Genomic DNA, 22,389 nt, shown 5'->3' on the forward strand with positions numbered 1-22,389 from the left:
CCCACTGGTGACCTGGAGCGGGCTGTGGAGCAGGGGGAAGAGGAATTAGTCAGCCCGTTTCTATCGGCGCGGGGGCGCCCGATGAACGGGATAATCAGCCGGCCCGAGATCGACTGGGAGCAGCAGTACCGCCGTACTGTGATCATCAGCGATACCGTGGCCACCGCCTTCGTGGTAGCGGCGATAGGCGGCTTCTTCGGGGTTCGGGACGCGGCCAACTGGCACGAGAAGTGGGGAATTCTCGCCTTCGGCACCGAGCTGCTGGTGCTGGGAGCGCTCGCGATGACCCGGTCGTGGGCTCCGGCCGTGCTCGGCCAGGGCGCCGAGGAATTCCGCCGGCTCGGACGCTCACTGTTCACGGCGGCCGTCGTACTGGCGCTCGGCGGGATCGCCCTCACCTCGCGCAACATCAAGCTCTGGATCTTCGTCGCGATCCCGGCGATCACGCTCGTCACCATGACCGAGCGGTATCTGCTGCGCCTCTGGCTGCATAAACGGCGGAAGGAAGGACGGTGCCTGCGCCCGGTGCTCGCTGCCGGGAGCCCGGCCACCGTGCGCGACCTGATCACCCGGACCCGCAAGTTCCCGCACCTCGGCTGGCGGGTGGAGGCGGTGTGCACGCCGTACGCTCTCGGGGACAACGGTGGCCGACTGGACGGAGTGCCGGTCGTCGGCCGACTGACGGACGTCGCCAACCACGTCCGCCGCGACGGCTACCGTGTCGTTGCGATCACACCGGACCCGCACTGGTCACCGGACCGGCTGCAGCGGCTGGCCTGGAACCTCGAAAACGGCGATGCCGAGATGGTCGTGGCCCCCGTGCTGATGGAGGTGGCCGGCCCGCGGCTGCACGTCGACGCGGTGCTCGGGATCCCGATGCTGCGGGTCAGCATGCCGACCTTCACCGGGGGCCGCCGGGTGGTCAAGGAGGTCGTCGACCGGCTGGGCGCCGCGGCCCTGCTGATCCTGTTCGCGCCGCTGATGGTGCTCGTCGGGCTGCTCGTACTGGTGGACAGCCGGGGTGGGGCGTTCTTCCGACAGCACAGGGTCGGCAAGGACGGCCGCGAGTTCACCCTGGTCAAGTTTCGCACCATGGTCGCCGGGGCCGACCGGGCACGTGCCGGGCTGGCCGACCGCAACGAGGGCGCCGGCCTGCTGTTCAAGCTCCGCCGGGATCCGCGGGTGACCCGGGTGGGAGGAGTGCTGCGCCGGTACTCGATCGACGAGCTCCCGCAGCTTCTCAACGTGGTCACCGGCTCGATGTCGCTCGTCGGTCCGCGGCCTCCGCTACCGGAGGAGTCCGCCGCGTACGGCCCGGACATCCGGCGGCGGCTGCTCGTCAAGCCCGGGCTCACCGGCCTGTGGCAGATCAGCGGGCGCAGCGACCTGCCGTGGGAGGAGGCGGTCCGGCTGGACCTGCGGTACGTGGAGGACTGGTCGCTCGCCCTTGACGCGGTGATTCTGTGGAAGACGCTGCGTGCGGTGCTTCAGGGGCAGGGGGCCTACTGATGCGCGGGGGGCGTCGTCCGATCGGCGCGCGGATGGCCGGCCAGAAGGGCCTGCCCGAGGGGAGGAACGGGTCATGAGGGTCAGCGTCCTGGGGCTCGGCTACGTGGGCTGCGTGTCGGCCGCGTGCCTGGCCAGTCTGGGGCACGAGGTCATCGGGGTGGACGTGAACCAGGTGAAGGTCGACCTGGTCAACGACGGCAAGGCCCCGGTGGTCGAGGAGCGGATCGGCGAGCTCATCGCCGAGGTCGTGCGGGCCGGAGCGCTACGCGCCACCGCCGACGTCCGCGAGGCGATCACGGGCAGCGAGGTGTCGCTGGTCTGCGTGGGCACGCCGTCGGAGCCCAACGGCAGCCTGTGCACCACTTACCTGGAGCGGGTCACCGAGCAGATCGGTGCCGCGGTGGCCGAGCGGGGCGGGCGGCAGACCGTCGTGTTCCGCAGCACCATGCTCCCGGGCACCTGCCTGAACCTGCTGGTACCGATCCTGGAGAAGTACGCCGGCGGCACGGCCGGCGTGGACTTCGGGGTCGCGGTCAACCCGGAGTTCCTGCGCGAGGGCACGAGCGTGCGGGACTTCTTCGACCCGCCCAAGACCGTCATCGGTGAGCTCGACCCGGCGAGCGGCGACGTGGTCGCGGCGCTGTACGAGGGATTGCCCGGCGAGGTGTTCCGGGTGCCGGTCCCGACGGCCGAGGCGATCAAGTACGCGGACAACGCGTTCCACGGCCTCAAGATCGGCTTCGCGAACGAGCTGGGCGCGGTGTGCCAGGCGCTCGGGGTGGACTCGCACCAGGTGATGGACGTGTTCCTGGCCGACCGCAAGCTGAACATCAGCCCCGCCTACCTGCGGCCCGGCTTCGCCTTCGGCGGCTCCTGCCTGCCCAAGGACCTGCGCAGCCTGGTCCACGCGGCGCAGCGGGCCGACGTCTCGGTGCCCATCCTCTCCCACGTGCTGCCCTCCAACTCCGAACACCTGCAGCGCGCGGTGGAGTTGGTCGAGCGCACCGGCAGGCGTCGGGTGGGCCTGTTCGGTCTGTCCTTCAAGCCCGGCACCGACGACCTCCGCGAGAGCCCGCTCGTCGAGCTGGCGGAGAGGCTCTTCGGCAAGGGTTACGACCTGCGGATCTACGACCCCAACGTGAACCTCTCCCGGCTGCTCGGCGCGAACCGGGAGTACATCGAGACCCGGCTGCCGCACCTCGCGCAGCTGCTCGCGGAGTCCGTCGGCGAGGTGCTCGAGCACGCCGAGGTGTGCGTGGTCGGGACCAGGGATCCGGCCGTGCTGTCCGCGCTGCCCCATGGCGACGGCCCGGTGATCGTCGACCTCGTCCACCTTCCCGACGCCGAGGCGCGCCGGACCGAACGGGGGTACGTGGGCCTTGCCTGGTGACACATCGTTCGGTGACACGGTCAGTGGCGACGGGCCGGCCCGTCGCGCGCTGATCCTGGTGGAGAACCTGTCGGTGCCGTTCGACCGGCGGGTGTGGCAGGAGTGCACGACGCTGCGCGACGCGGGCTGGGAGGTGCACGTCATCTGTCCCCGGGGGAGCAAGCGGGACACGGAACCGGAAGCGGAGATCGACGGGGTGCGGATCCACCGCTATCCGTTGCGCGCGGCCACCGGAGGGCCGGCCGGCTACCTGCGTGAGTACGGGTCGGCGTTGTGGCACACGGTCCGGCTGGCCCGCAAGGTCGGCCCGGTCGACGTGGTCCACGCCTGCAACCCGCCCGACCTGCTGTTCCTGCCGGCACTGTGGCTGAAGCGGCGCGGCGCGCGGTTCGTGTTCGACCAGCACGACCTGGTACCCGAGCTGTACCTCTCCCGGTTCGACCGCGGCGAGGATCTGCTCTACCGCGCCGTGTGCGCGCTGGAACGGCTGACCTACCGGGCCGCGGACATCGTGCTCGCCACGAACGAGAGCTACCGGGACGTCGCGCTGCGCCGTGGCGGTCAACGGCCGGCGGACGTCTTCGTGGTGCGCAGCGCGCCCGACACCGACCGGTTCCAGCCGGTACCGCCCGAGCCGGAGCTGAAGCGCGGCAAGCCTCATCTGCTGTGCTACCTCGGCGTCATGGGCCCGCAGGACGGCGTCGACTACGCCTTGCGGGCCCTCGCGAAGCTGCGCGACGAGCTCGGGCGGACCGACTGGCACGCGGTGTTCGTCGGCGCCGGCGACGCCTTCGACGCGATGGTGGAGCTGTCCCGGCGGCTCGGGCTCTCCGAGCAGGTGCAGTTCACCGGGCGCGTTCCGGACGCCGATCTGGCGCGCTACCTGTCCACCGCGGACGTGTGCCTTTCTCCCGACCCGCGCAATCCGCTCAACGACGTGTCGACCATGAACAAGGTCCTGGAGTACATGGCGATGGGCCGGCCGATCGTCTCGTTCGACCTCCGGGAGGCCCGGGTCTCCGCCGGTGACGCCGCCGTCTACGCGCCCGCCAACGACGAGGCCGGGTTCGCCGGGCTCATCGCGCTGCTGCTGGACGATCCGGAGAAGCGGGCCTTGATGGGCAAGCTCGGCCAGGAGCGGATCAACGGGCCGCTCTCCTGGCGGAACTCCCAGCGATCGCTGCTCGCCGCCTACGCCGCCGCCTGTCGTGACCACGCTCCGGCGTCGGCGGGCGACCAGAACCGGCCAGGGGGAAGGCCGCGCCGTTGAGCGATGAAACGATACGCCTGGTCACGATCGGTCGGATCCTCCGTCGGCGCTGGCGGCTTCTCGCCGTCCTCGCCGTGGTGGGTGCGCTCGTCGGCTACGGCAGCTCCCTGCTGTTCCCGCCGAGTTACACGACGTCGGCATCGGTGCTGCTGCCTGGGGTGTGGCAGGAGCGCGAGCTGATGACCCAGGCGGAGATCGCGACCAGTTCGGTGGTGATCGACCGCGCGGCCGCCGCGCTCGGCTGGAAGGGCGTCGACGGCACCCAGCTGCGGGACCGGGTGAGCGCCACGGCCTCGGACGGGAACATCGTCAAGGTCTCGGGTACGGCCGAAACCCCGGAGCGCGCACAGCAGCTGTCCGATCAGATGGCCAAGCAGTTCGTCGCGTTCAGCGCGCGGATAGCGGGCGACGGCACCGACCCCGGAGCGGCGCAGCCCGAGGCGCTTCGGCAGATGGTGGTTCAGGCCAGCCGGCGCATCACCGAACTGGCCGATTCGGCCAATCCGGGGCAGACCGTGGAGAGCGTGCAGACCCGCACCGAACTCGCGAAGCTGCGCACCGCGCTGGAGGAGGCCGTCAAGAAGCTGGACCAGGTCGACCCGGCCTCCACCAAGGCCGCCATGGTCGTCATGGGGCCGGCGGCCCGGCCGACCGGCGCGGTGGCGCCGACGAGGATTCAACTCATCGTCGGCGGTGCGCTGTTGTTCTTCCTGGCCACGGTCATCGGCCATCTCACCGCCGCCCGGATGGGTCGCCGGCTGCGCACCGAACCGGAGATCGCCGCAGCGCTGGGCTCGGCGTTCCTCGGCACCGTCGACGTACCCGCCGACCTGCCCGGGCACCGGCCGGAAGGCCGTGGCCCGCGGGCCCGGATCCGCCGGCTGCTGGGCATCGACGTCCGGTGGGACCTGCCGGTCCCGCAGGCCTCCGGTGACGAGGCCAGCCGGCGGATCCGCTTCCAGCGGGTGTGCGCCCGCCTGCGGGACCGGCTGCCGTCCCCCCGGCGGCTGCTGGTCGTCGTCCCGGACGGCGACGAGCCGGCCCGCCTGGCCGCCGGGCAGCTCGCGGCCGAGGCGGGCGGCGATCCCTCCCCGAGCTCTTCGAGCAGGGGATACCCCATGCTGCGGGTGGTGGGGGTTTCGGTGTCCCGGCCGCTGGTGCCGGACCGTGACGACGAGTCCGGTGCCCTGGTCGTGCTCAGCGCGGGCAGCTGGACCGCGGCGGAGCTCGCCGGCATCGCCGGGGCGTGTGCGGACGCGAAGCACGAGGTCGTCGGCATCGTCCTCGCGGCCCCGGTCCGGGCCCGTACGACGCAACCCTCCGACCGTCAGGGCGCCACGCCGGCGCTCGCGGTCGGCGACGATGCGAGGAGAGGTTCGGAGTGACGACGAGCAGGACCGCGGAGTCGTCGGCCGCCCCTCCCCTGGTGGACCTCCAGTCGCTGGTGGTCGCGGTGCGCAGGCGCCGCCGCCTCTGGTGTTCCCTGGCCCTGATCGGGCTGCTGCTCGGCGCCGCCGCGGCCGTCCTGCAGCCCGCGCCGCCGAGCGCGGTGACAACGGTGCTGGTCGCGCATCAGGCGGACCAGCCGAACGACCCCGGAACGCTGATCCGCACCGACGCCGCCCTGCTGCACACCGTGGGGATCGCCGGCCAGGCCCTCCAGTCCCTCGGGTCCTCGGAGAAGCCGGAGGACTTCCTGAAGGACTACGGGGGCCTCGGCCTGACCAACAACCTGCTGCAGATCACCGTGACCGGACACAGCGACACGGAGGCGGTGGCCCGCGCCAAGGCGCTCGCCGAGGCGTTCGTCGCAAGCCACGTGAAGCGGATACAGCAGGCCGCGGACGCCGAGGCCAAGGCCCTGCTCGACGAGCGCGACCGGATGAAGGACGAACTCGCCCAGGTCAACAAGGCGATCGGGGACGGATCGCAGCAGAGCGGGCCGAAGACATCGGCGAACCTGGAGTCGCTCTACGCCAGCAGGGCCGATCTCACCTCGCGGATCACCGACTTCGGCCAGCGCGCCGCGGCGGCTGGGGCCGGCACGCCCCGGCTCGTCGCCGGCACCCAGATCGTGGACGCCCCGCACGCGGTGAAGCAGTCCCTGCCGAAGACCGCCGCGACCGACGCCGCCATCGGCCTCGTCCTCGGCCTCGTCCTCGGGCTCGCGGTGGCCTCGGTCGGCGCGGTGGTGGCGGACCGCCCGGTGCTGCGCCGGGAGATCGCGGCGGACCTCGGCGCCTCGGTCATCGCCGAGCTGCCCCACCGGCCGGCCGCCCGGTGGCAGCGCAAACGGACCCGGGAGGCCCGGGCCAGGCTCACCACGACCCTGGCCCGTACCGTACGCGGCTCCGAGGAGGCGGTGTCGCTGCTGGAACTGGGCTGTGCGCGCAACGCGAGCGCCATCGCCCTGGACCTCGCCGGGGCACTGGCAGCCGAGGGGCCGGTGGCCGTCGTGGACGGTCTGCCCGGCTCGCAGCTCGCCGGCCGCCGCCGCAAGGCCGGAGGCCCGACCGTGGTCGACGGCGGGGGCGCCGAGTCCGTACCGGGTGAGCAACACCGGCTCGGCGTCGGCTCGGTGGCACCCGGCACGGCGTGGACCGACCTTCGCCACCTCGGCACCCGGACGGTGCTCGTCGTGCGGGCCGGGCACGGCAGCGCCGCCTGGCTGCACACCGTGGCGCGCCAACTCGCGGACCAGCACATCGCGGTGATCGGGGTGGTGCTGATCGACCCCGATCCGCGTGACCGGACCGACGGCACGCTGTGGGACAGGACCGACATCGCGCCGAGCGGCCGCAACGAGCGGCCGGCCCGGCAGATCGGCACGGGCCGGCGGCGGACGGAACGACTACCGGTGTGGACCGCACGGGTCCCCGACAGCGACCAGGAGGCGAGGTAGGACATGTGTGGCATCGCAGGCACGTACCGATGGCCGGACGGGAAGGCCGTGACCGACCTGCTCACCGAGACCCTCGCCCACCGCGGTCCGGACGGGGCGGGCCGGTACAGCCACCCCGTCGGTGACGGCGAAGTGCACCTGGGGCACCGCCGGCTGGCCATCGTCGACCTGTCGGAGACCGGCGCCCAGCCGATGGTCTCGGACGGCCTCGTCCTGACGTACAACGGCGAGCTGTACAACGCGCCCGAGCTGCGCGCCGAACTGGCGGCCGCTGGAGTGCGCTTCCGTGGCACCTCCGACACCGAGGTGCTGCTGGAGGCCTGGCGGCGCTGGGGCACGGACTGCCTGCCCCGGCTGCGCGGCATGTTCGCGTTCGGGATCTTCGACGAGCGAACCGGTGAGCTGGTGCTCGCCCGCGACCAACTCGGCATCAAGCCGCTGTTCCTGGTGCGGCGCGGTGAGGGCCTGGTGTTCGCCTCCGAGCTCAAGGCGCTGGCCGCCGCCACCGGGGGCTCGCTGGAGGTGGACCACGCGGCGCTGGTGGCCTCGCTGCTGTACTACTGGGTGCCGGACACGCGGTGCGCGTTCCGCGAGGCGGAGAAGCTGCCGCCGGGCAGCTGGCTGCGGTGCCGGCCCGACGGCCGGGTGGAGCGCGGCCGGTTCTGGCACCTGCGCGACGTCGCCGCCGAGGGCCGGGAGCGGGCCCGGGCCGGCGAACTGCCGGACCTCGCCGCCATCGTCGAGGAGTCGACGAGGCGTCACCTGCTCTCCGACGTTCCCGTGGCGACCTTCCTCTCCGGCGGGCTGGACTCCAGCTACCTGACCGCGCTGGCGGCCCGCGACCACCCCGGGATCTCCGCCTACACGATCGGGTTCCGCGCCGAGGACGCCAGGTTCGAGGCGATGCCGGACGACCTGCGCTACGCCCGGCAGGTGGCCGAGCGGTTCGGCGTCGACCTGCACGAGATCGAGATCGCCCCGGACGTGCTCGACCTGCTGCCGCGGATGACGTACCACCTGGACGAGCCGATCGGCGACCCGGCCGCGATCAACACGTTCCTGATCTGCTCGGCCGCCCGGGAGGCCGGGGTCAAGGTGATGCTCTCGGGGATGGGGGCCGACGAGCTGTTCGCCGGCTACCGCAAGCACCTGGCCAACCTGATCGCGCTGCGTTACCAGCGCGTCCCGCGACCCCTGCGGCGCGGCCTGTCCGCGGCCGTGGACCGGCTGCCGGTCGCCACGGCCCGCCGGGGGTACCGGTCGGTGCGGTTCGCGAAGCGGTTCCTCTCCTTCGCCGATCTGCCGGAGGAGACCGCGTTCCGGCGCAGCTACACCATGTACGACCAGGAGGAACTGCTCGCCCTGGTGAATCCGGACCTGGCCGGGACGGTCCAGGACGTGCTGACCGAGCACGCGGACGTCTACCAGGACAACGACCTCGACGACTTCGTCAACCGGATGTGCCTGGGCGACGCGCGGATGTTCCTGCCGGGCCTGAACCTCGCGTACACGGACCGCTCCAGCATGGCCGCGTCGACCGAGGTGCGGGTGCCGTACGTGGACGTCGAGGTGGTCAAGGCGGCGTTCACCGTGCCCGGCGACCGCAAGATCGTCGGACGGCAGGGCAAGGCCGTCCTCAAGGAGGCGGCCACCTCGATCCTGCCCCGGGAGATCGTGTACCGGCCCAAGGGTCTGTTCAGCGCCCCGCTGCGGGCCTGGATGAGCCGGGACCTGGCACCGCTGGTGCGCGAGGTGGTGCACGACGGCGTGCTCGTCAACTCCGGTCTCCTGCGCCGCGACGCGCTCGCGCGCATGGTCGCCGAGGACGCCGCCGGGCAGCGGGACTTCTCCAAGCATCTGTGGCACGTGCTGACCCTCGAGTACTGGTACCGCGACGCGACCTCCGGGTCCGGCCGGAGCACTCGCCCGGCAGCGTAGAAGACGGCTTAGAAACAAGGGGACTTCGGTGAAACAGGTCGTGCAGAACTACAAGAGCGGCGAGCTGGCGGTGCTCGACGTGCCGGTGCCGGGGTGCAAGCCGGGCGGCGTGCTGGTCCGCACCGCCTACTCGCTGATATCCACCGGGACCGAGCTCATGAAGGTCTCCGAGGCCGGCATGTCGATGCTGGGCAAGGCCCGCTCCCGGCCGGACCAGGTGGCCAAGGTCATGCAGAGCGTGGCCACCAACGGGCTGCCCGCCACCTACCGCAAGGTGATGGGCAAGCTGGACTCCTACACGCCGCTGGGCTACTCGCTGTGCGGGGTGGTCGAGCAGGTCGGCGCCGGGATCGACGATGTGAAGGTCGGCGACCTGGTGGCCTGCGCCGGCAATGAGCACGCGCTGCACGCCGAGCTGAACTGGGTGCCGAAGAACCTCTACGCCCCGGTGCCGGACGGCCTCGCGTCGCGGCACGCCGCCTTCGGCACCGTCGGGTCCATCGCCCTGCAGGGCGTGCGCCAGGGCGAGCCGCAGCTCGGCGAGGTGGCGCTGGTCATCGGCCTCGGGCTGATCGGGCAGCTGGTGGTGCAGCTCCTCACCGCCGCGGGGGTGCGCGTCGTCGGGGCCGACCCCGACCCGGTGCGCTGCGAGCTGGCCGAGCGCCTGGGTGCCGTGGCCTGCGGCGATCCCGGGTCCGCGGCCGTGGAGACCGCCGTCGCCGAGCTGACCGACGGGCACGGCGTGGACCAGGTGTACCTGGCCGCCGGCGGCGGCAGCAACCAGCCCGTCGAGCTGGCCGCCCACCTGGCCCGGGACCGCGGCCGGGTCGTCGACATCGGCAAGTGCCGCCTGGACCTGCCGTGGAACGCGTACTACGAGAAGGAGTTGGACGTCCGGTTCTCCCGTTCGTACGGCCCCGGGCGCTACGACCCGTCGTACGAGCTGGAGGGGCGGGACTACCCGGTCGGCTACGTGCGCTGGACGGAGCGCCGCAACCTGGCCTGTTTCCTCGGCCTGATGGCCCGCGGCCGCGTCGACGTGGACCCCCTGGTCTCCCACATCGCCGACTTCGACGACGCCGTCGAGACGTACCGGCGCCTGAAGGACGGCGACCTGAAGGCCGTGGCCGTGCTGTTCCGGTACCCCGAAGCCGCGGGGGACGAGAAGGCGCAGGCCCCGGCGGTGGCGGTGCCCGCGGTGCGACGCGACGCCAGGACGGCCGCCCCGGCCCGGTCCGCGCCCGCCCGATCCGCGGGGGCGCCGGTGCGCCTCGCGTTCATCGGTGCGGGCAACTACGCGACGTCGATGCTGCTGCCGCACCTGGCTCAGCGCGAGGGCGTCTCGCTGTCCACGGTCGTCACCACGACGGCGCTGTCCGCGGCCAACGCGCAGCGCAAGTTCGGCTTCGCCCGGGCGACCACCGATCTCGACGCCGTGCTCGGGGACTCGTCCATCGACGCGGTGTTCGTGGTCACCCGGCACAGCTCGCACGCCGAACTGACCCGGCAGGCGCTGCTGGCCGGCAAGACGGTGTTCGTGGAGAAGCCGCTGGCCCTCACCGAGGACGAGCTGGCCGGTGTGCTCGCGGCGGTGGAGGAGTCCGGCAACGACCGGTTGCAGGTGGGCTTCAACCGCCGGTTCGCGCCGCTGCTGCGGGAGGCCAGGACCCGGTTCGGCACCCGGACCGGTCCGGCGAGCCTGCGCTACCTGGTCAACGCGGGCCGGCTGCAGCACGGCAGCTGGTACCTCCAACAGGGCACCGAGGGCTCGCGGTTCGCCGGCGAGGGCGGCCACTTCATCGACACGGCGAGCTGGCTGCTGGAGGCCGACCCGGTCTCGGTGTACGCGGTCGCCACGTCCGGCAACGAGGACCTGCAGGTCGTGCTGCGCTACCCGGACGGCTCCACCGCCACCCTCAGCTACGTCACCACCGGCGCGCCCGGCTTCCCCAAGGAGACGCTGGACCTCGTCGCGGACGGCAAGGTGCTGAAGCTCGACGACTTCGTCCGCGCCTCGGTGTATTTCGAGAACACGGTCGGCCGCAAGCGGTGGGTCAGCTCGCGGCTGCCCAAGGCCCGGGACAAGGGCCAGTCCGCCGAACTGGCCGCGTTCATCAAGGCCGTGCGGACCGGCGGGCCGATGCCGGTGCCGCTGGAGTCGCTGGTCGCCACCACGGCGGCCACCCTCGCCGTGCAGGCCGGCCTGGCCGGCGGCGCGCCGGTGGCGCTGGCGAGGTCGCTGTGACCATGAGCCCGGGGTGGTACCTGCGGCGGCTGTCCCGGATGGGACCGCGGGAGGTCGGCGGCCGGGTGGGCGACGCGGTGCGCAGGCGGCGGTGGCGGTCGGCGCCGCCGCAGGGCCCGAGCGTGGCCGGCGCCCGGTTCACCGCCGTCCTGCCCGCCGGGACGATCGCCGCAGTGCCACCGGACGCCGCGAAACGCCTCGTCGCCGAGGCGGACCGGCTGATGGACGGGCACGCCGAGTTCTTCGGGGTGGACCGCGACGACCTGGCCGCCCCGGACTGGTGGTCGGACCCGAAGACCGGGCGCCGGGCGCCGTCCGGCTACGCCTTCGACGTGCCGTACCGGAACGAGGACGCGGTCGGGGACATCAAGCAGATCTGGGAGCCGTCCCGGCACCAGTACCTGACCGTGCTCGCCGCCGCCTACGCGATCACCGGGAACGAGCGGTACGCCGAGCGCGTGGCCGAGCATCTGCGGTCGTGGTGGGCGGCCAACCCGCCGCTGCGCGGCGTGCACTGGATCAGCGGCATCGAGCTGGGCATCCGGCTGCTGTCCTGGGTGTGGATCCGCCGGCTGCTCGACGGCTGGCCGGGCGCGGCCGGGCTGTTCGAGGGCAACCCGGTGGCGCTGAACCAGATCTGGCACCACCAGCGCTGGCTGGCCGCCTTCCCCAGCCGGGGGTCCTCGGCGAACAACCACGTCATCGCCGAGGCCGCCGGGCAGTTCGCCGCGGCCTGCGCGTTCGGGTGGTTCCCCTCCTCGGCGCGCTGGCGAGCCGGCGCGCTGCGGTCGCTGGAGCGGCACCTGCGCGGCAACACCTTCCCTTCCGGCCTCAACCGCGAGCTGGCCACCGAGTACCACGGACTCGTCCTGGAGCTCGGCCTGGCCGCGCTCGCCGAGGCGGACGCCGCCGACGTGCCCGTCCCCGCGACCGTCCGGCTGGTGCTGCTGCGGATGACCGACGCGCTCGCGGCCGTCGTGGACAACCGGCTGCGGCCGCCGCGCCAGGGGGACGCGGACGACGGGCACGGTCTGGTCGTGGACGGCGCGGGCACCGACCGCTGGGCCTCGCTGCTGGCCACCGGCAACGCCGTGTTCGGCCGGCTCCCCTGGTGGCCGGCGGCGACCGGCACCGATGTGCGCACCCCGCTGCTGGCCGCGCTCCTGCGGCCGTACGGAACGAACGGAACCGTGACCCGCCCGGCGAGCCGGCCGGTCCACTTCCCCGACGCGGGGATGAGCATCCTGCGCGCCGGGGAGGAGATCTGGTGCCGCTGCGACGGCGGTCCGCACGGGTTCCTGTCCATCGCCGCGCACGGCCACGCGGACGCGCTGTCCGTGGAGGTCCGGCACGACGGGGTCGACGTGCTCGCCGACCCGGGGACGTTCTGCTACCACGGGCAGCCCGAGTGGCGGCGGTACTTCCGCTCGACCCTGGGCCACAACACCCTGGAGCTGGACGGCGCCGACCAGTCCGTCTCCGGCGGCCCGTTCCTGTGGATCAGGCACGCCCGCAGCCGCGTCCTGGTCGCGGACACCTCCGACCCGACCGTGGTCCGCTGGTGCGCCGAGCACGACGGCTACCAGCCCTCGGTGCACCGCCGCCGGGTCGAACTGACCGCCGCGAGCCGGGAGCTGCGAATCGTCGACGAGGTGCACGGCCCGGGCGGCACCGTACGCCTGGCCTTCCACCTCGGCCCGGCGATCGCCGCGGAGCTGACGGGCCGGCGGGCCGTGCTGACCTGGACCCGCGACGGCGAGGAGCGCTCCGCGGTACTCGACCTGCCGGGGCAGCTGTCCTGGCAGGCGCATCGCGGCGAGAGCGAGCCGCCGCTGGGCTGGTACTCCGCCGGCTTCGGACGCAAGGAACCCGCCACCACGCTGGTCGGCACCGGCTTCGCCGACGGCGCGCAGGGGTTCACCACCGTACTCGGGTTCCGCGGCTAGGGGGGCGGGTGGGGATCAAGAGGCGGCGGTGGGGGGCGTCGGCGGCGGCGCCGCTGACGCTGGCCCTGCTGGCGGCGACCGGCTGTACGAGCTCGTCGGACGCCCCGGCGGAGCCGACCGCCACGTCATCCGGGTCCGTGGCCGGGTCCGTGGCCGTGGCCCGGGTGTGCGCCAACCCCGCGGCCGGGCCGACGAGCGCGCCGGCGGGCGCGGTGACGGTCGACCCCGCGGTGGTCGGTGACCTGGCGGCGAAGACCGGGAGCAGCCCCCCGAACACCACGTTCTGGCTGCTCCCGGGCAGGCACACGCTCGAACCGGACCGCTACGCCCAGGTCATGGCCAAGGAGGGGGACACCTACCTCGGCGCGCCGGGCGCGGTGCTCGACGGCCGGAAGACCAACAACTACGCGTTCAGCGGTACCGCCCCCGACGTCACCATCCGCTATCTGACCGTGCAGGGCTTCGTCGCACCGCACGACGAGGGCGTGGTCAACCACGACATGGCCGACGGCTGGGTGATCGAGCACGCGACGATCCAGGACAACTCCGGCGCCGGGCTGATGGCCGGTGCCCGCCAGCAGGTCCGCGCCAGCTGCCTGCGCGACAACGGGCAGTACGGAATGAACGCGTACAAGACCGGCGACTCCATCAAGGGCCTGCTGGTCGAGGGCAACGAGGTCGTGGGCAACAACACCGACGACTGGGAGAAGCAGCAGCCGGGCTGCGGCTGCACCGGAGGCATCAAGTTCTGGGCCGTCAACGGCGCCGACATCCGCGGCAACTGGGTGCACGACAACCGCGGAACCGGGTTGTGGGCGGACAACGACAACAACGACTTCCGCTTCGAGGACAACGTGCTGGAGGCCAACGACGGTGCCGCGCTGATCTACGAGACCAGCTACAACGCCGTCATCCGGAACAACACGATCCGGCGGAACAACTGGGTCGAGGGCCGCCGGCACGCCGCGGACGGCGACGACTTCCCGCACGCGACCGTCTACGTGTCGGAGGCCGGCGGCGAACCACGGGTCCCGGCCCGCACGGACAGGATCGAGATCGACCACAATGTGCTGGAGGACAACTGGTCAGGGATCACCCTCTGGGAGAACGCCGACCGGTTCTGCAACAGCCCGGCCAACACCTCGACCGGCTACTGCACGTTGCTGGTGAAGGACACCCGACGCTGCGTGAAGCCGGCGATCGACACCGCACCGCTCTACGCCGACTGCCGGTGGAAGACCCAGCGGGTGGACATCCACGACAACCGCTTCGCCCTCGACACGTCCGTCGTCAAGTGCTCGGTGGAGTGCGGCCGCATGGCGGTGCTCTCCAACTACGGCACCTATCCGGACTGGTCGCCGTACAAGGGCAAGCGGGTGGCCGAGGCGATCACCCTCAAGCAGGACAACCGCTGGCACGACAACGTCTACCGCGGGCCGTGGAGCTTCATCGCCGACGACCCGGGCCGGCCGCTCGACTCCGCGCAGTGGCAGGGCATGCCGTACCAGCAGGACGCGGGCAGCACCTTCGCCGCACAGGCCGGTGGTTGAGGTGCGCGGGGACCGGACGCGCGGCGGGCCGACGGGCGGACCGAATCCGGCGACCGCGCGGCCCGGTGCCGAACACGGCCCTGACGGCACGCCGAAGGCCGTCTGGATCGTCTGGGCGCTGCTGGGCCTCAACACGCTCGGCTCCGCCGGGGCGAAGACCATCGTCACGCTGCCCCGCTCCCTCATCCAGATGGCCACCATGGGCTCGCTGGTCTCCGCGTTCGCGCTGGCGCTCGCGCTCAACCTCCGGCTGCGCGTCCGGGCCGGCGCCTTTCTGTTCCTGCTCACCATGCTGCTGGTGCCGAGCGTGATCTCCAGCCTGCATCTGGAGGTCGGGTTCGGTGCGCTGTTCCGCTGCGGCCGGCTGACGATCTTCATCAGCACGCTGTGGCTGATCAGCCGCTGGTGGGCCGACAGCCTGCTGTTCGTCCGGACCCACATCCGGATGTATTTCGCGGTGCTCGTGTCGGTGGCCGCCGGTCTGGTCATCTCACCGGGCACGGCCATGCCCGAGTACTACGGCGGGCGCCTGGTCGGCGCGTTGTGGCCGCTCACCCCGCCGCAGATCGGACAGTACTCCGCGGTGATCATCGGGCTCACCGTGCTGCTCCTGCTGGACGGCCGGACCACCGGGGCCGGCGCGGCGGTGATCATCGTGCCGTCCTTCGTCCTGCTCGCGATGACCCACACCAGGACGGCCACGATCGGCCTGCTCGTCGGGTTGGCGGTGGCGATCGGCTCGCTCATCCTGACCAGCGCCGCCGCCCGCCGGTTCTTCTCCTGGGCGGTGCTGTGCGCCACGGTGGCCGCGGTGGCGTTCGCCTCCGCGCTGCAGACGTGGTTCATGCGCGGACAGAGCAAGGAGAACTTCTCCAACCTCACCGGTCGGGCCAAGGTCTGGGACGCCCTGCTGACGGAGCCCCGGACGATCCCGGAGAAGGTGTTCGGCACAGGTCTGGGCGACAAGTCCTTCGGCGGGCTGCCGATCGACAACAGCTGGCTGGCCGTCTACAACGAACAGGGTCTGCTCGGCATCGCCGTCGTGGCGGCGATCCTCCTCGCGCTGGGCGGGGTCGCGTTGCTGCGCCCGCCGTCGCTGTCGAGGGCCTGCGCGATCTTCCTGATCACCTACGTCGCGATGTCGTCGTACACCGAGGCCGGGCTCGGCGACGCCTCTCCGTACCTGCTGCACCTGGCCCTGGCCGCCGCCCTGCTCGCGACACCCGCCGAGGCCGCGCCCTTGACGACATCCCTGACCACGTCCTTGACGACACCTTTGACAACGCCCGCAGTCCCGCGACGACGCATCCCGCGCCGGGACCGGAATCGGGAGGTGACCTGACCATGCACATCCTCGTGGTGCACAACCGCTACTCCTCGGCGCAGCCGAGCGGGGAGAACGAGGTCGTCGACCAGGAGGTGGGGCTGCTGCGCGAGGCCGGTCACCGGGTCGAGGTGTTCGAGCGGCGCAGCGACGACATCGCCGCCCGGTCCCTGCTGGGCAAGGCCGCGGTGCCGCTGCTGGTGCCGTGGAACCCGGCGGTCCGCGCGGAGCTCGCCGCCCGGCTGCGCACCGAGCGGCCGGACGTGGTGCACGTCCACAACGTCTTCCCGCTCCTGTCGCCCGCGGTGCTGGCCGCCTGCGCCGACGCCGGTGTGCCCGCCGTCGCCACGCTGCACAACTACACCCAGGTCTGCCCGCCGGGCACGCTGTGGCGGGACGGCCGGCTGTGCACCGAGTGCGTCGGGTCGGCGGCGACGCTGCCCGCCGTCCGGCACGGCTGCTACCGGAACTCCCGGCTGGCGACGGTGCCGCTCGCGGTCAGCCTGTCGGTCAACCGGCGGCGGTGGTGGTCCGGCGTGGAGCGGTTCTTCTGCATCTCCGCGGCGCAGCGTGACGTCCTGGTGCGGTCCGGCGTGCCGTCCGAGCGGCTGGCGGTGAAGCACAACTTCGTACCCGACCCGGGCGCCCGCCGGGCGGGCGACGGCGAGCAGCTGCTCTTCCTCGGCCGGCTCGCGGAGGCCAAGGGCGTGCGGCTGCTCATGGCCGCGTGGGACGAGATCGCCGCAGGCGGCGGTGTGGGCGTGCCGCTCGTGCTCGCCGGCTCGGGGCCACTGCGGCAAGAGGTGACCGCCTGGGCGGCGGGCCGGGACGACGTGCGGTACGTCGGCCTGTACGACCGGGCCCAGTGCGAGCAGGCCGTCGCGCGGTCGGTCGCCGTGGTGGCTCCCTCGATGTCCCTGGAGACGTTCGGCCTGGTGATCGCGGAGGCGATGGCGGCGGGGGTCCCGGCCGTCGCCGCCGGTCACGGTGCCTTCGTCGAACTCGTCGAGGACGGGGTGACCGGGCTGCTGCACCAGCCGGGCGAGCCCGCCTCGCTCGCGTCCTGCCTGCGCCGGATCACGGCCGGGCCGGCCCGCAACCGGGAGATGGGCCAGGCGGCCCGGCGCCGATACGAGCAGAACTTCAGCCCGGCCGTCGGGCTGGAGCGCCTGGTGGAGGAGTACCGCACCGCGATCGCGGGTCGGTCCGGCGGCGCGGACGGCGCGCCGCCGGCAGGAAACGGAAACGCTGGCTCGCGGCGGGGCACCCGCGCGAGCAGGAATGGGGGCAGTAGATGACACGATGCCGACTCTGCGGCTCGGCGGCGATGGCGAGCGTCGTCGATCTCGGGGCGACCCCGCCGTGCGAGAGCTTTCTCGCCGCGGACCGACTGGACCGGCCGGAGCCGGCGTACCCGCTGCACCTGCGGGTCTGCACCGACTGCTGGCTCGCGCAGATCCCTCCGCTGATCACACCGGAGGAGACGTTCACGCAGTACGCGTACTTCTCCTCCTACTCGACCTCCTGGGTGGAGCACGCACGCACGTTCGTCGCCGATGCCGTACAGCGGCTGGATCTCGGCCCCGACGCCTTCGTGGTCGAGGTCGCGAGCAACGACGGGTACCTGCTCAGGCACGTGGTGGACCGGGGGATCCGCTGCCTCGGCATCGAACCGTCGGTGAACGTCGGCGCCGCGGCGCGGGACGCGGGTGTGCCCACGCTCACGGAGTTCCTGGACCCGGCCACCGGCTCGGCCGTCCGCGCCGAGCACGGCCCGGCGGACCTGGTCGTGGCCAACAACGTGTACGCGCACATCCCCGACGTGGTCGGGTTCACCCGGGGGCTGCGCGCCCTGGTCGCCGACGACGGCTGGGTCTCCATCGAGGTGCAGCACCTGCTGACCCTGATCGAGGAGAACCAGTACGACACGATCTACCACGAGCACTTCCAGTACTACACGGTCGCGTCCGCGACCCGGGCGCTGGCGAGCGGCGGACTCGCGCTCGTGGACGTCGAGCTGCTGCCCACGCACGGCGGCTCCATCCGGCTGTGGGCCCGGCCGGCCGAGGCGGCCGGCGAGCCGACCCGGCGGGTGGCCGACGTGCTGGACCGGGAGAAGGCCGCCGGGCTGCAGGAGCTGTCCGGGTACACCGAGTTCTCCGCCCGGGTGGCCAAGGTGCGCCGGGACCTCCTGCGGTTCCTCATCGAGGCGGCCGAGCGCGGCGAGACGGTCGTCGGCTACGGCGCCCCGGGCAAGGGCAACACCCTGCTCAACCACTGCGGCATCCGGCCCGACCTGCTCCCGTACACGGTCGACCGCAACCCCTACAAGCACGGCAGGTTCACCCCGGGCACCCGCATCCCGATCCTGCCGCCGGAGCAGATCAGCACCGACCGGCCGGACTACGTCCTCGTCCTCCCGTGGAACCTGCGGGCCGAGCTGGTCGAGCAGTTGTCCTTCGTGCACGCCTGGGGCGGCCGGCTGGTCTTTCCCATCCCGGAACTGAGCATTGTCGAGGTGAAGCCATGAAGGTCGTACTGTTCTGCGGCGGTTATGGGCTGCGGATGCGCAGCGGAGCCTCCGACGACGTGCCCAAGCCGATGGCGATGGTCGGTCCGCGGCCGCTGATCTGGCACGTCATGCGCTACTACGCGTACTTCGGGCACACGGAGTTCATCCTGTGTCTCGGGTACGGGGCCCACCACATCAAGAACTTCTTCCTCAACTACGAGGAGACGACGTCCAACGACTTCGTGCTGCGCAACGGGCAGACCGAGCTGCTGTCCACCGACATCGCCTCCTGGACCATCACGTTCGCGCAGACCGGCATCGAGTCGCCGATCGGAGAGCGGCTGCGCCGGGTGCGGCACCACCTGGACGGCGACGAGATGTTCCTCGCCAACTACGCCGACGTGCTCACCGACGCCCCGCTGCCGGAGATGATCGACCGGTTCGCCCGGCGCGACGCCGGTGCGTCGATGATGGTGGTGCCGCCGCAGTCCTCGTTCCACTGCGTGGACCTGGGCGAGGACGGCCTGGTGGGGGGCATCACCGCGGTGAGTGAACTGCCGCTGTGGGAGAACGGCGGCTACTTCGTGCTCCGCCAGGAGGTCTTCGACCACATCCCGGAGAACGGGGACCTGGTCGCCGACGGATGTACCCAACTGGCCAAGCGCGGCCGGCTGGTGGCACACCAGCACCGCGGCTTCTGGAAGCCGACCGACACCGTGAAGGAGCGGGCCGCGCTCGACGCCGCCTACGCCCGGGGCGACCGCCCGTGGGCCGTGTGGGAACGGGACGGCGCGGGGGCGGGCGCGACCGGCGGCGGGGACGGCGGCGGGGACGGCACCGGGGCGGGGACCGCGTGATCCGGCTCGGGGCCGGGCACCTGGACCGGATCGTCGCGGTAGGGGCGCACTGCGACGACATCGCCATCGGCGCCGGCGGCACGCTGCTGACGATGTGCCTCGCGCGGCCGGGCGTCCGTGTCGACGCGCTGGTGCTCTCCGGCGGTGGCAGCGAGCGGGAGCAGGAGGAGCGGGCCGCGCTCGCCGCCTTCTGCCCGGGTGCCGAACTGCGCCTGACCGTGCTCGAACTGCCGGACGGCCGGCTGCCCGCGCACTGGGACGAGGCCAAGGCCGCGGTCGAGGAGCTGCGCGCGCGGACCGAGCCGGACCTGGTCCTCGCACCGCGTACCGACGACGCGCACCAGGATCACCGCGGCCTGGCGAAGCTGGTGACCACCGGGTTCCGCGACCACCTCGTGCTCGGCTACGAGATCGTCAAGTGGGACGGCGACCTCGGCCGCCCGGCGGCGTACCAGCCGCTGTCGCCGGAGACCGCCGAACAGAAGGTGCGGCTGTTGCAGGAGCACTACCCCTCGCAACGGCACCGGCCCTGGTACGACCGGGAGGCCTTCCTCGGGCTGGCGCGGATCCGCGGCATCGAATGCCACGCGCGCTACGCCGAGGCGTTCGCCGTCACCAAACTCACTCTCAATCTGGGGGGATGAACCATGCGTGTACTGCTGACCGGACACCAGGGCTACCTGGGCACCGTGATGGCCCCGGTCCTCGCGGCCGCCGGGCACGAAGTCGTCGGCCTGGACGCCGGCCTGTTCGCGGACTGCGTCCTCGGCCCGCCGCCCGCGGACCCGCCGGGGCAGCGGGTGGACCTGCGCGACGTCACGGCCGACCACGTGGCCGGGGTGGACGCCGTGATCCACCTGGCCGCGCTGTCCAACGACCCGCTGGGCTCGCTGGCGCCGGACCTCACCTACGACATCAACCACCACGCCTCCGTACGGCTGGCCCGACTGGCCCGCGACGCCGGAGTGCGGCGCTTCCTGTACGCGTCCACCTGCTCGGTCTACGGCGCCGCCGGCGGCGACGACCTGGTGGCCGAGGACGCCCCGCTGCGCCCGGTGACGCCGTACGCGGAGTCCAAGGTGCGGGTGGAGGACGACCTGCACGCGCTGGCCGACGGCGACTTCAGCCCGGTGTTCATGCGCAACGCCACCGCCTTCGGCTACTCGCCCCGGCTGCGCGCCGACATCGTGCTGAACAACCTGGTGGGCCACGCGCTCCTGTCCGGCGAGGTGCTGGTGCTCTCCGACGGCACCCCCTGGCGCCCGCTGGTGCACGCCGCCGACATCGCCCGGGCCTTCGCGGCCGCGCTGATCGCGCCGCGCGAAGCGGTGCACGACCGGGCGTTCAACATCGGCAGCGAGACCAACAACGTCACGGTCGCCGAGATCGCCGGGCAGGTCGCCGAGGCGGTGCCCGGCTCGCGGGTGGTGATCACCGGGGAGGCCGGTGCCGATCCGCGGTCGTACCGGGTGGACTTCTCCCGGTTCCGCGCCGCCGTACCCGGCTTCGACTGCGAGTGGACGGTGAAGCGGGGAGCGCTCGAACTCGCCGACGCCTACCGGAAGTTCGGGCTGACCCGGGAGGGCTTCGAGCGGCGCTTCACCCGGCTGGCCGTGCTGCGCGCGGCGTCCGACGCCGGCACCGTCGACGACACCCTGCGGTGGCGCCGGTGACCACGGTCGGCGAACAGATGCACGCGCTGGTGGAGCGGCTGTACCCGCTGTGCCGGAGCATCACCGGCGACGGTGTGCGCGCCACCCTGGAGATCGTCGGCGAGTACGTCCCGCTGCAGGTGCACGAGGTGCCGACCGGGACGCAGGTGCTCGACTGGACGGTGCCGCAGGAGTGGAACATCCGGGACGCGTACATCGCCGACACCGCCGGCAACCGGGTCGTCGACTTCGCCGCGTCCAGCCTGCACGTGCTCGGCTACAGCGTGCCGGTGGCGGCGACCATGCCGCTGACCGAGCTGCGCGGACACCTGCACACCCTGCCGGACCACCCGACCTGGGTGCCGTACCGCACCAGCTACTACACGCCGGAATGGGGGTTCTGCCTGGCCCAGGAGACCTTGGACGCGCTGCCGGACGGGGAGTACGAGGTGCGCATCGACTCCACCCTCACGGACGGCCACCTCACCTACGCCGAGCACGTCGTCCCCGGGCAGGTCCCCGACGAGGTGATCGTCTCCTGCCACGTCTGCCACCCGTCGCTGGCCAACGACAACCTGGCGGGCATCGCGGTGGCGACGTTCCTGGCGCGGGCGCTGGCGGAGCGGACGCCGTGGTACACCTACCGGTTCCTGTTCGCGCCCGGCACCATCGGGGCGATCACCTGGCTGGCCCGCAACGCGGAGCGGATGGAGCAGGTCAAGCACGGGCTGGTGCTGGCCTGCGCCGGCGACCCGGGCCGGCTGACGTACAAACAGAGCAGGCGCGGCGACGCGGAGATCGACCGGGTGATGCGGCACGTCCTGCTCGCGTCCGAACGCCCGCACCGCGTCACCGAGTTCACTCCGTACGGCTACGACGAGCGACAGTTCTGCTCGCCCGGGTTCGATCTCGGCGTCGGCTCGCTCAGCCGGACCCCGTACGCCGGGTACCCCGAGTACCACACCTCGGCGGACAACCCGGACTTCGTCTCCCCGGAGGCGATGGCGGACACGCTCGCCGTCTGCCGCGAGGCATTCGGCGTTCTCGACCGCAACCGGCGGTACCTCAACCTCAGCCCCTACGGCGAACCACAGCTGGGCCGGCGCGGGTTGTACGACTCGCTCGGCGGCCGCAGCGACGCGAAGCAGGCCCAGCTGGCCATGCTCTGGGTGCTCAGCCTCTCCGACGGCGAGCACAGTCTGCTGGACGTCTCCGAGCGGTCCGGGCTGCCGTTCGACACGGTCGCCGTCGCGGCCGGCGCCCTGCGGGGCGCCGGGCTGATCAAGGCATGACG

General features: G+C 72.4%; 16 protein-coding genes. All 16 read left to right on the plus strand.

Annotation, left to right across the window (positions count from 1 at the left end):
• Positions 1-24: 24 nt before the first annotated feature.
• The 16 genes from AB0P06_RS15105 to AB0P06_RS15180 all read left to right on the plus strand — a co-directional run bounded on the left by AB0P06_RS15105 (position 25) and on the right by AB0P06_RS15180 (position 22,387).
• Entirely contained in the window at positions 25-1,509 is a 1,485-nt protein-coding gene (locus tag AB0P06_RS15105) for a sugar transferase (RefSeq protein ID WP_363607797.1), read from the plus strand.
• A 73-nt stretch (positions 1,510-1,582) separates the two neighbouring features.
• Entirely contained in the window at positions 1,583-2,899 is a 1,317-nt protein-coding gene (locus AB0P06_RS15110) for a nucleotide sugar dehydrogenase (protein WP_363607702.1), read from the plus strand.
• A complete protein-coding gene (locus AB0P06_RS15115) occupies positions 2,889-4,169 on the plus strand; it encodes a glycosyltransferase family 4 protein (protein WP_363607703.1) in 1,281 nt (426 codons plus the stop codon). Before AB0P06_RS15110 ends, AB0P06_RS15115 begins: the two co-directional genes overlap by 11 nt.
• Positions 4,166-5,554, plus strand: a complete 1,389-nt coding sequence (locus AB0P06_RS15120; protein WP_363607704.1) for a Wzz/FepE/Etk N-terminal domain-containing protein — start codon at positions 4,166-4,168, stop codon at positions 5,552-5,554. Before AB0P06_RS15115 ends, AB0P06_RS15120 begins: the two co-directional genes overlap by 4 nt.
• A complete protein-coding gene (locus AB0P06_RS15125; protein WP_363607705.1) occupies positions 5,551-7,071 on the plus strand; it encodes a Wzz/FepE/Etk N-terminal domain-containing protein in 1,521 nt (506 codons plus the stop codon). Before AB0P06_RS15120 ends, AB0P06_RS15125 begins: the two co-directional genes overlap by 4 nt.
• 3 nt (positions 7,072-7,074) lie before the next feature.
• On the plus strand, positions 7,075-9,009 hold the full coding sequence (gene asnB, locus AB0P06_RS15130; protein ID WP_363607706.1) for an asparagine synthase (glutamine-hydrolyzing): 1,935 nt from the start codon (positions 7,075-7,077) through the stop codon (positions 9,007-9,009).
• Positions 9,010-9,037: 28 nt separating this feature from the next.
• Positions 9,038-11,254 (plus strand): bi-domain-containing oxidoreductase, encoded by a 2,217-nt coding sequence (locus AB0P06_RS15135; protein ID WP_363607707.1) that lies wholly within the window; start codon positions 9,038-9,040, stop codon positions 11,252-11,254.
• Positions 11,251-13,200, plus strand: a complete 1,950-nt coding sequence (locus AB0P06_RS15140) for an alginate lyase family protein (RefSeq protein WP_363607708.1) — start codon at positions 11,251-11,253, stop codon at positions 13,198-13,200. Before AB0P06_RS15135 ends, AB0P06_RS15140 begins: the two co-directional genes overlap by 4 nt.
• Positions 13,201-13,208: 8 nt before the next feature.
• Positions 13,209-14,750: a right-handed parallel beta-helix repeat-containing protein gene (locus AB0P06_RS15145; RefSeq protein ID WP_363607709.1), complete on the plus strand. Its 1,542-nt coding sequence runs from the start codon at positions 13,209-13,211 to the stop codon at positions 14,748-14,750.
• 1 nt (position 14,751) lies between these two features.
• Entirely contained in the window at positions 14,752-16,092 is a 1,341-nt protein-coding gene (locus AB0P06_RS15150; protein WP_363607710.1) for an O-antigen ligase domain-containing protein, read from the plus strand.
• Positions 16,093-16,094: 2 nt separating this feature from the next.
• On the plus strand, positions 16,095-17,372 hold the full coding sequence (locus AB0P06_RS15155) for a glycosyltransferase (protein ID WP_363607711.1): 1,278 nt from the start codon (positions 16,095-16,097) through the stop codon (positions 17,370-17,372).
• Positions 17,369-18,604, plus strand: coding sequence for a class I SAM-dependent methyltransferase (locus tag AB0P06_RS15160; protein ID WP_363607712.1), 1,236 nt, complete (start codon positions 17,369-17,371; stop codon positions 18,602-18,604). The genes AB0P06_RS15155 and AB0P06_RS15160 overlap by 4 nt, the downstream gene beginning before the upstream one ends.
• Positions 18,601-19,443 carry a glucose-1-phosphate cytidylyltransferase gene (locus AB0P06_RS15165; protein ID WP_363607713.1) on the plus strand — a complete coding sequence of 281 codons (843 nt, stop codon included), beginning with the start codon at positions 18,601-18,603 and terminating at the stop codon, positions 19,441-19,443. The genes AB0P06_RS15160 and AB0P06_RS15165 overlap by 4 nt, the downstream gene beginning before the upstream one ends.
• Positions 19,440-20,087: a PIG-L deacetylase family protein gene (locus AB0P06_RS15170; protein ID WP_363607714.1), complete on the plus strand. Its 648-nt coding sequence runs from the start codon at positions 19,440-19,442 to the stop codon at positions 20,085-20,087. Before AB0P06_RS15165 ends, AB0P06_RS15170 begins: the two co-directional genes overlap by 4 nt.
• A 3-nt stretch (positions 20,088-20,090) precedes the next feature.
• Positions 20,091-21,116, plus strand: coding sequence for an SDR family oxidoreductase (locus AB0P06_RS15175; RefSeq protein WP_363607715.1), 1,026 nt, complete (start codon positions 20,091-20,093; stop codon positions 21,114-21,116).
• Positions 21,104-22,387: a DUF4910 domain-containing protein gene (locus tag AB0P06_RS15180; RefSeq protein ID WP_363607716.1), complete on the plus strand. Its 1,284-nt coding sequence runs from the start codon at positions 21,104-21,106 to the stop codon at positions 22,385-22,387. The genes AB0P06_RS15175 and AB0P06_RS15180 overlap by 13 nt, the downstream gene beginning before the upstream one ends.
• Positions 22,388-22,389 lie beyond the last annotated feature (2 nt).

Origin of the sequence: Kitasatospora sp. NPDC088351 (genome assembly GCF_040685575.1) — a bacterium.
GTDB lineage: Bacteria > Actinomycetota > Actinomycetes > Streptomycetales > Streptomycetaceae > Kitasatospora.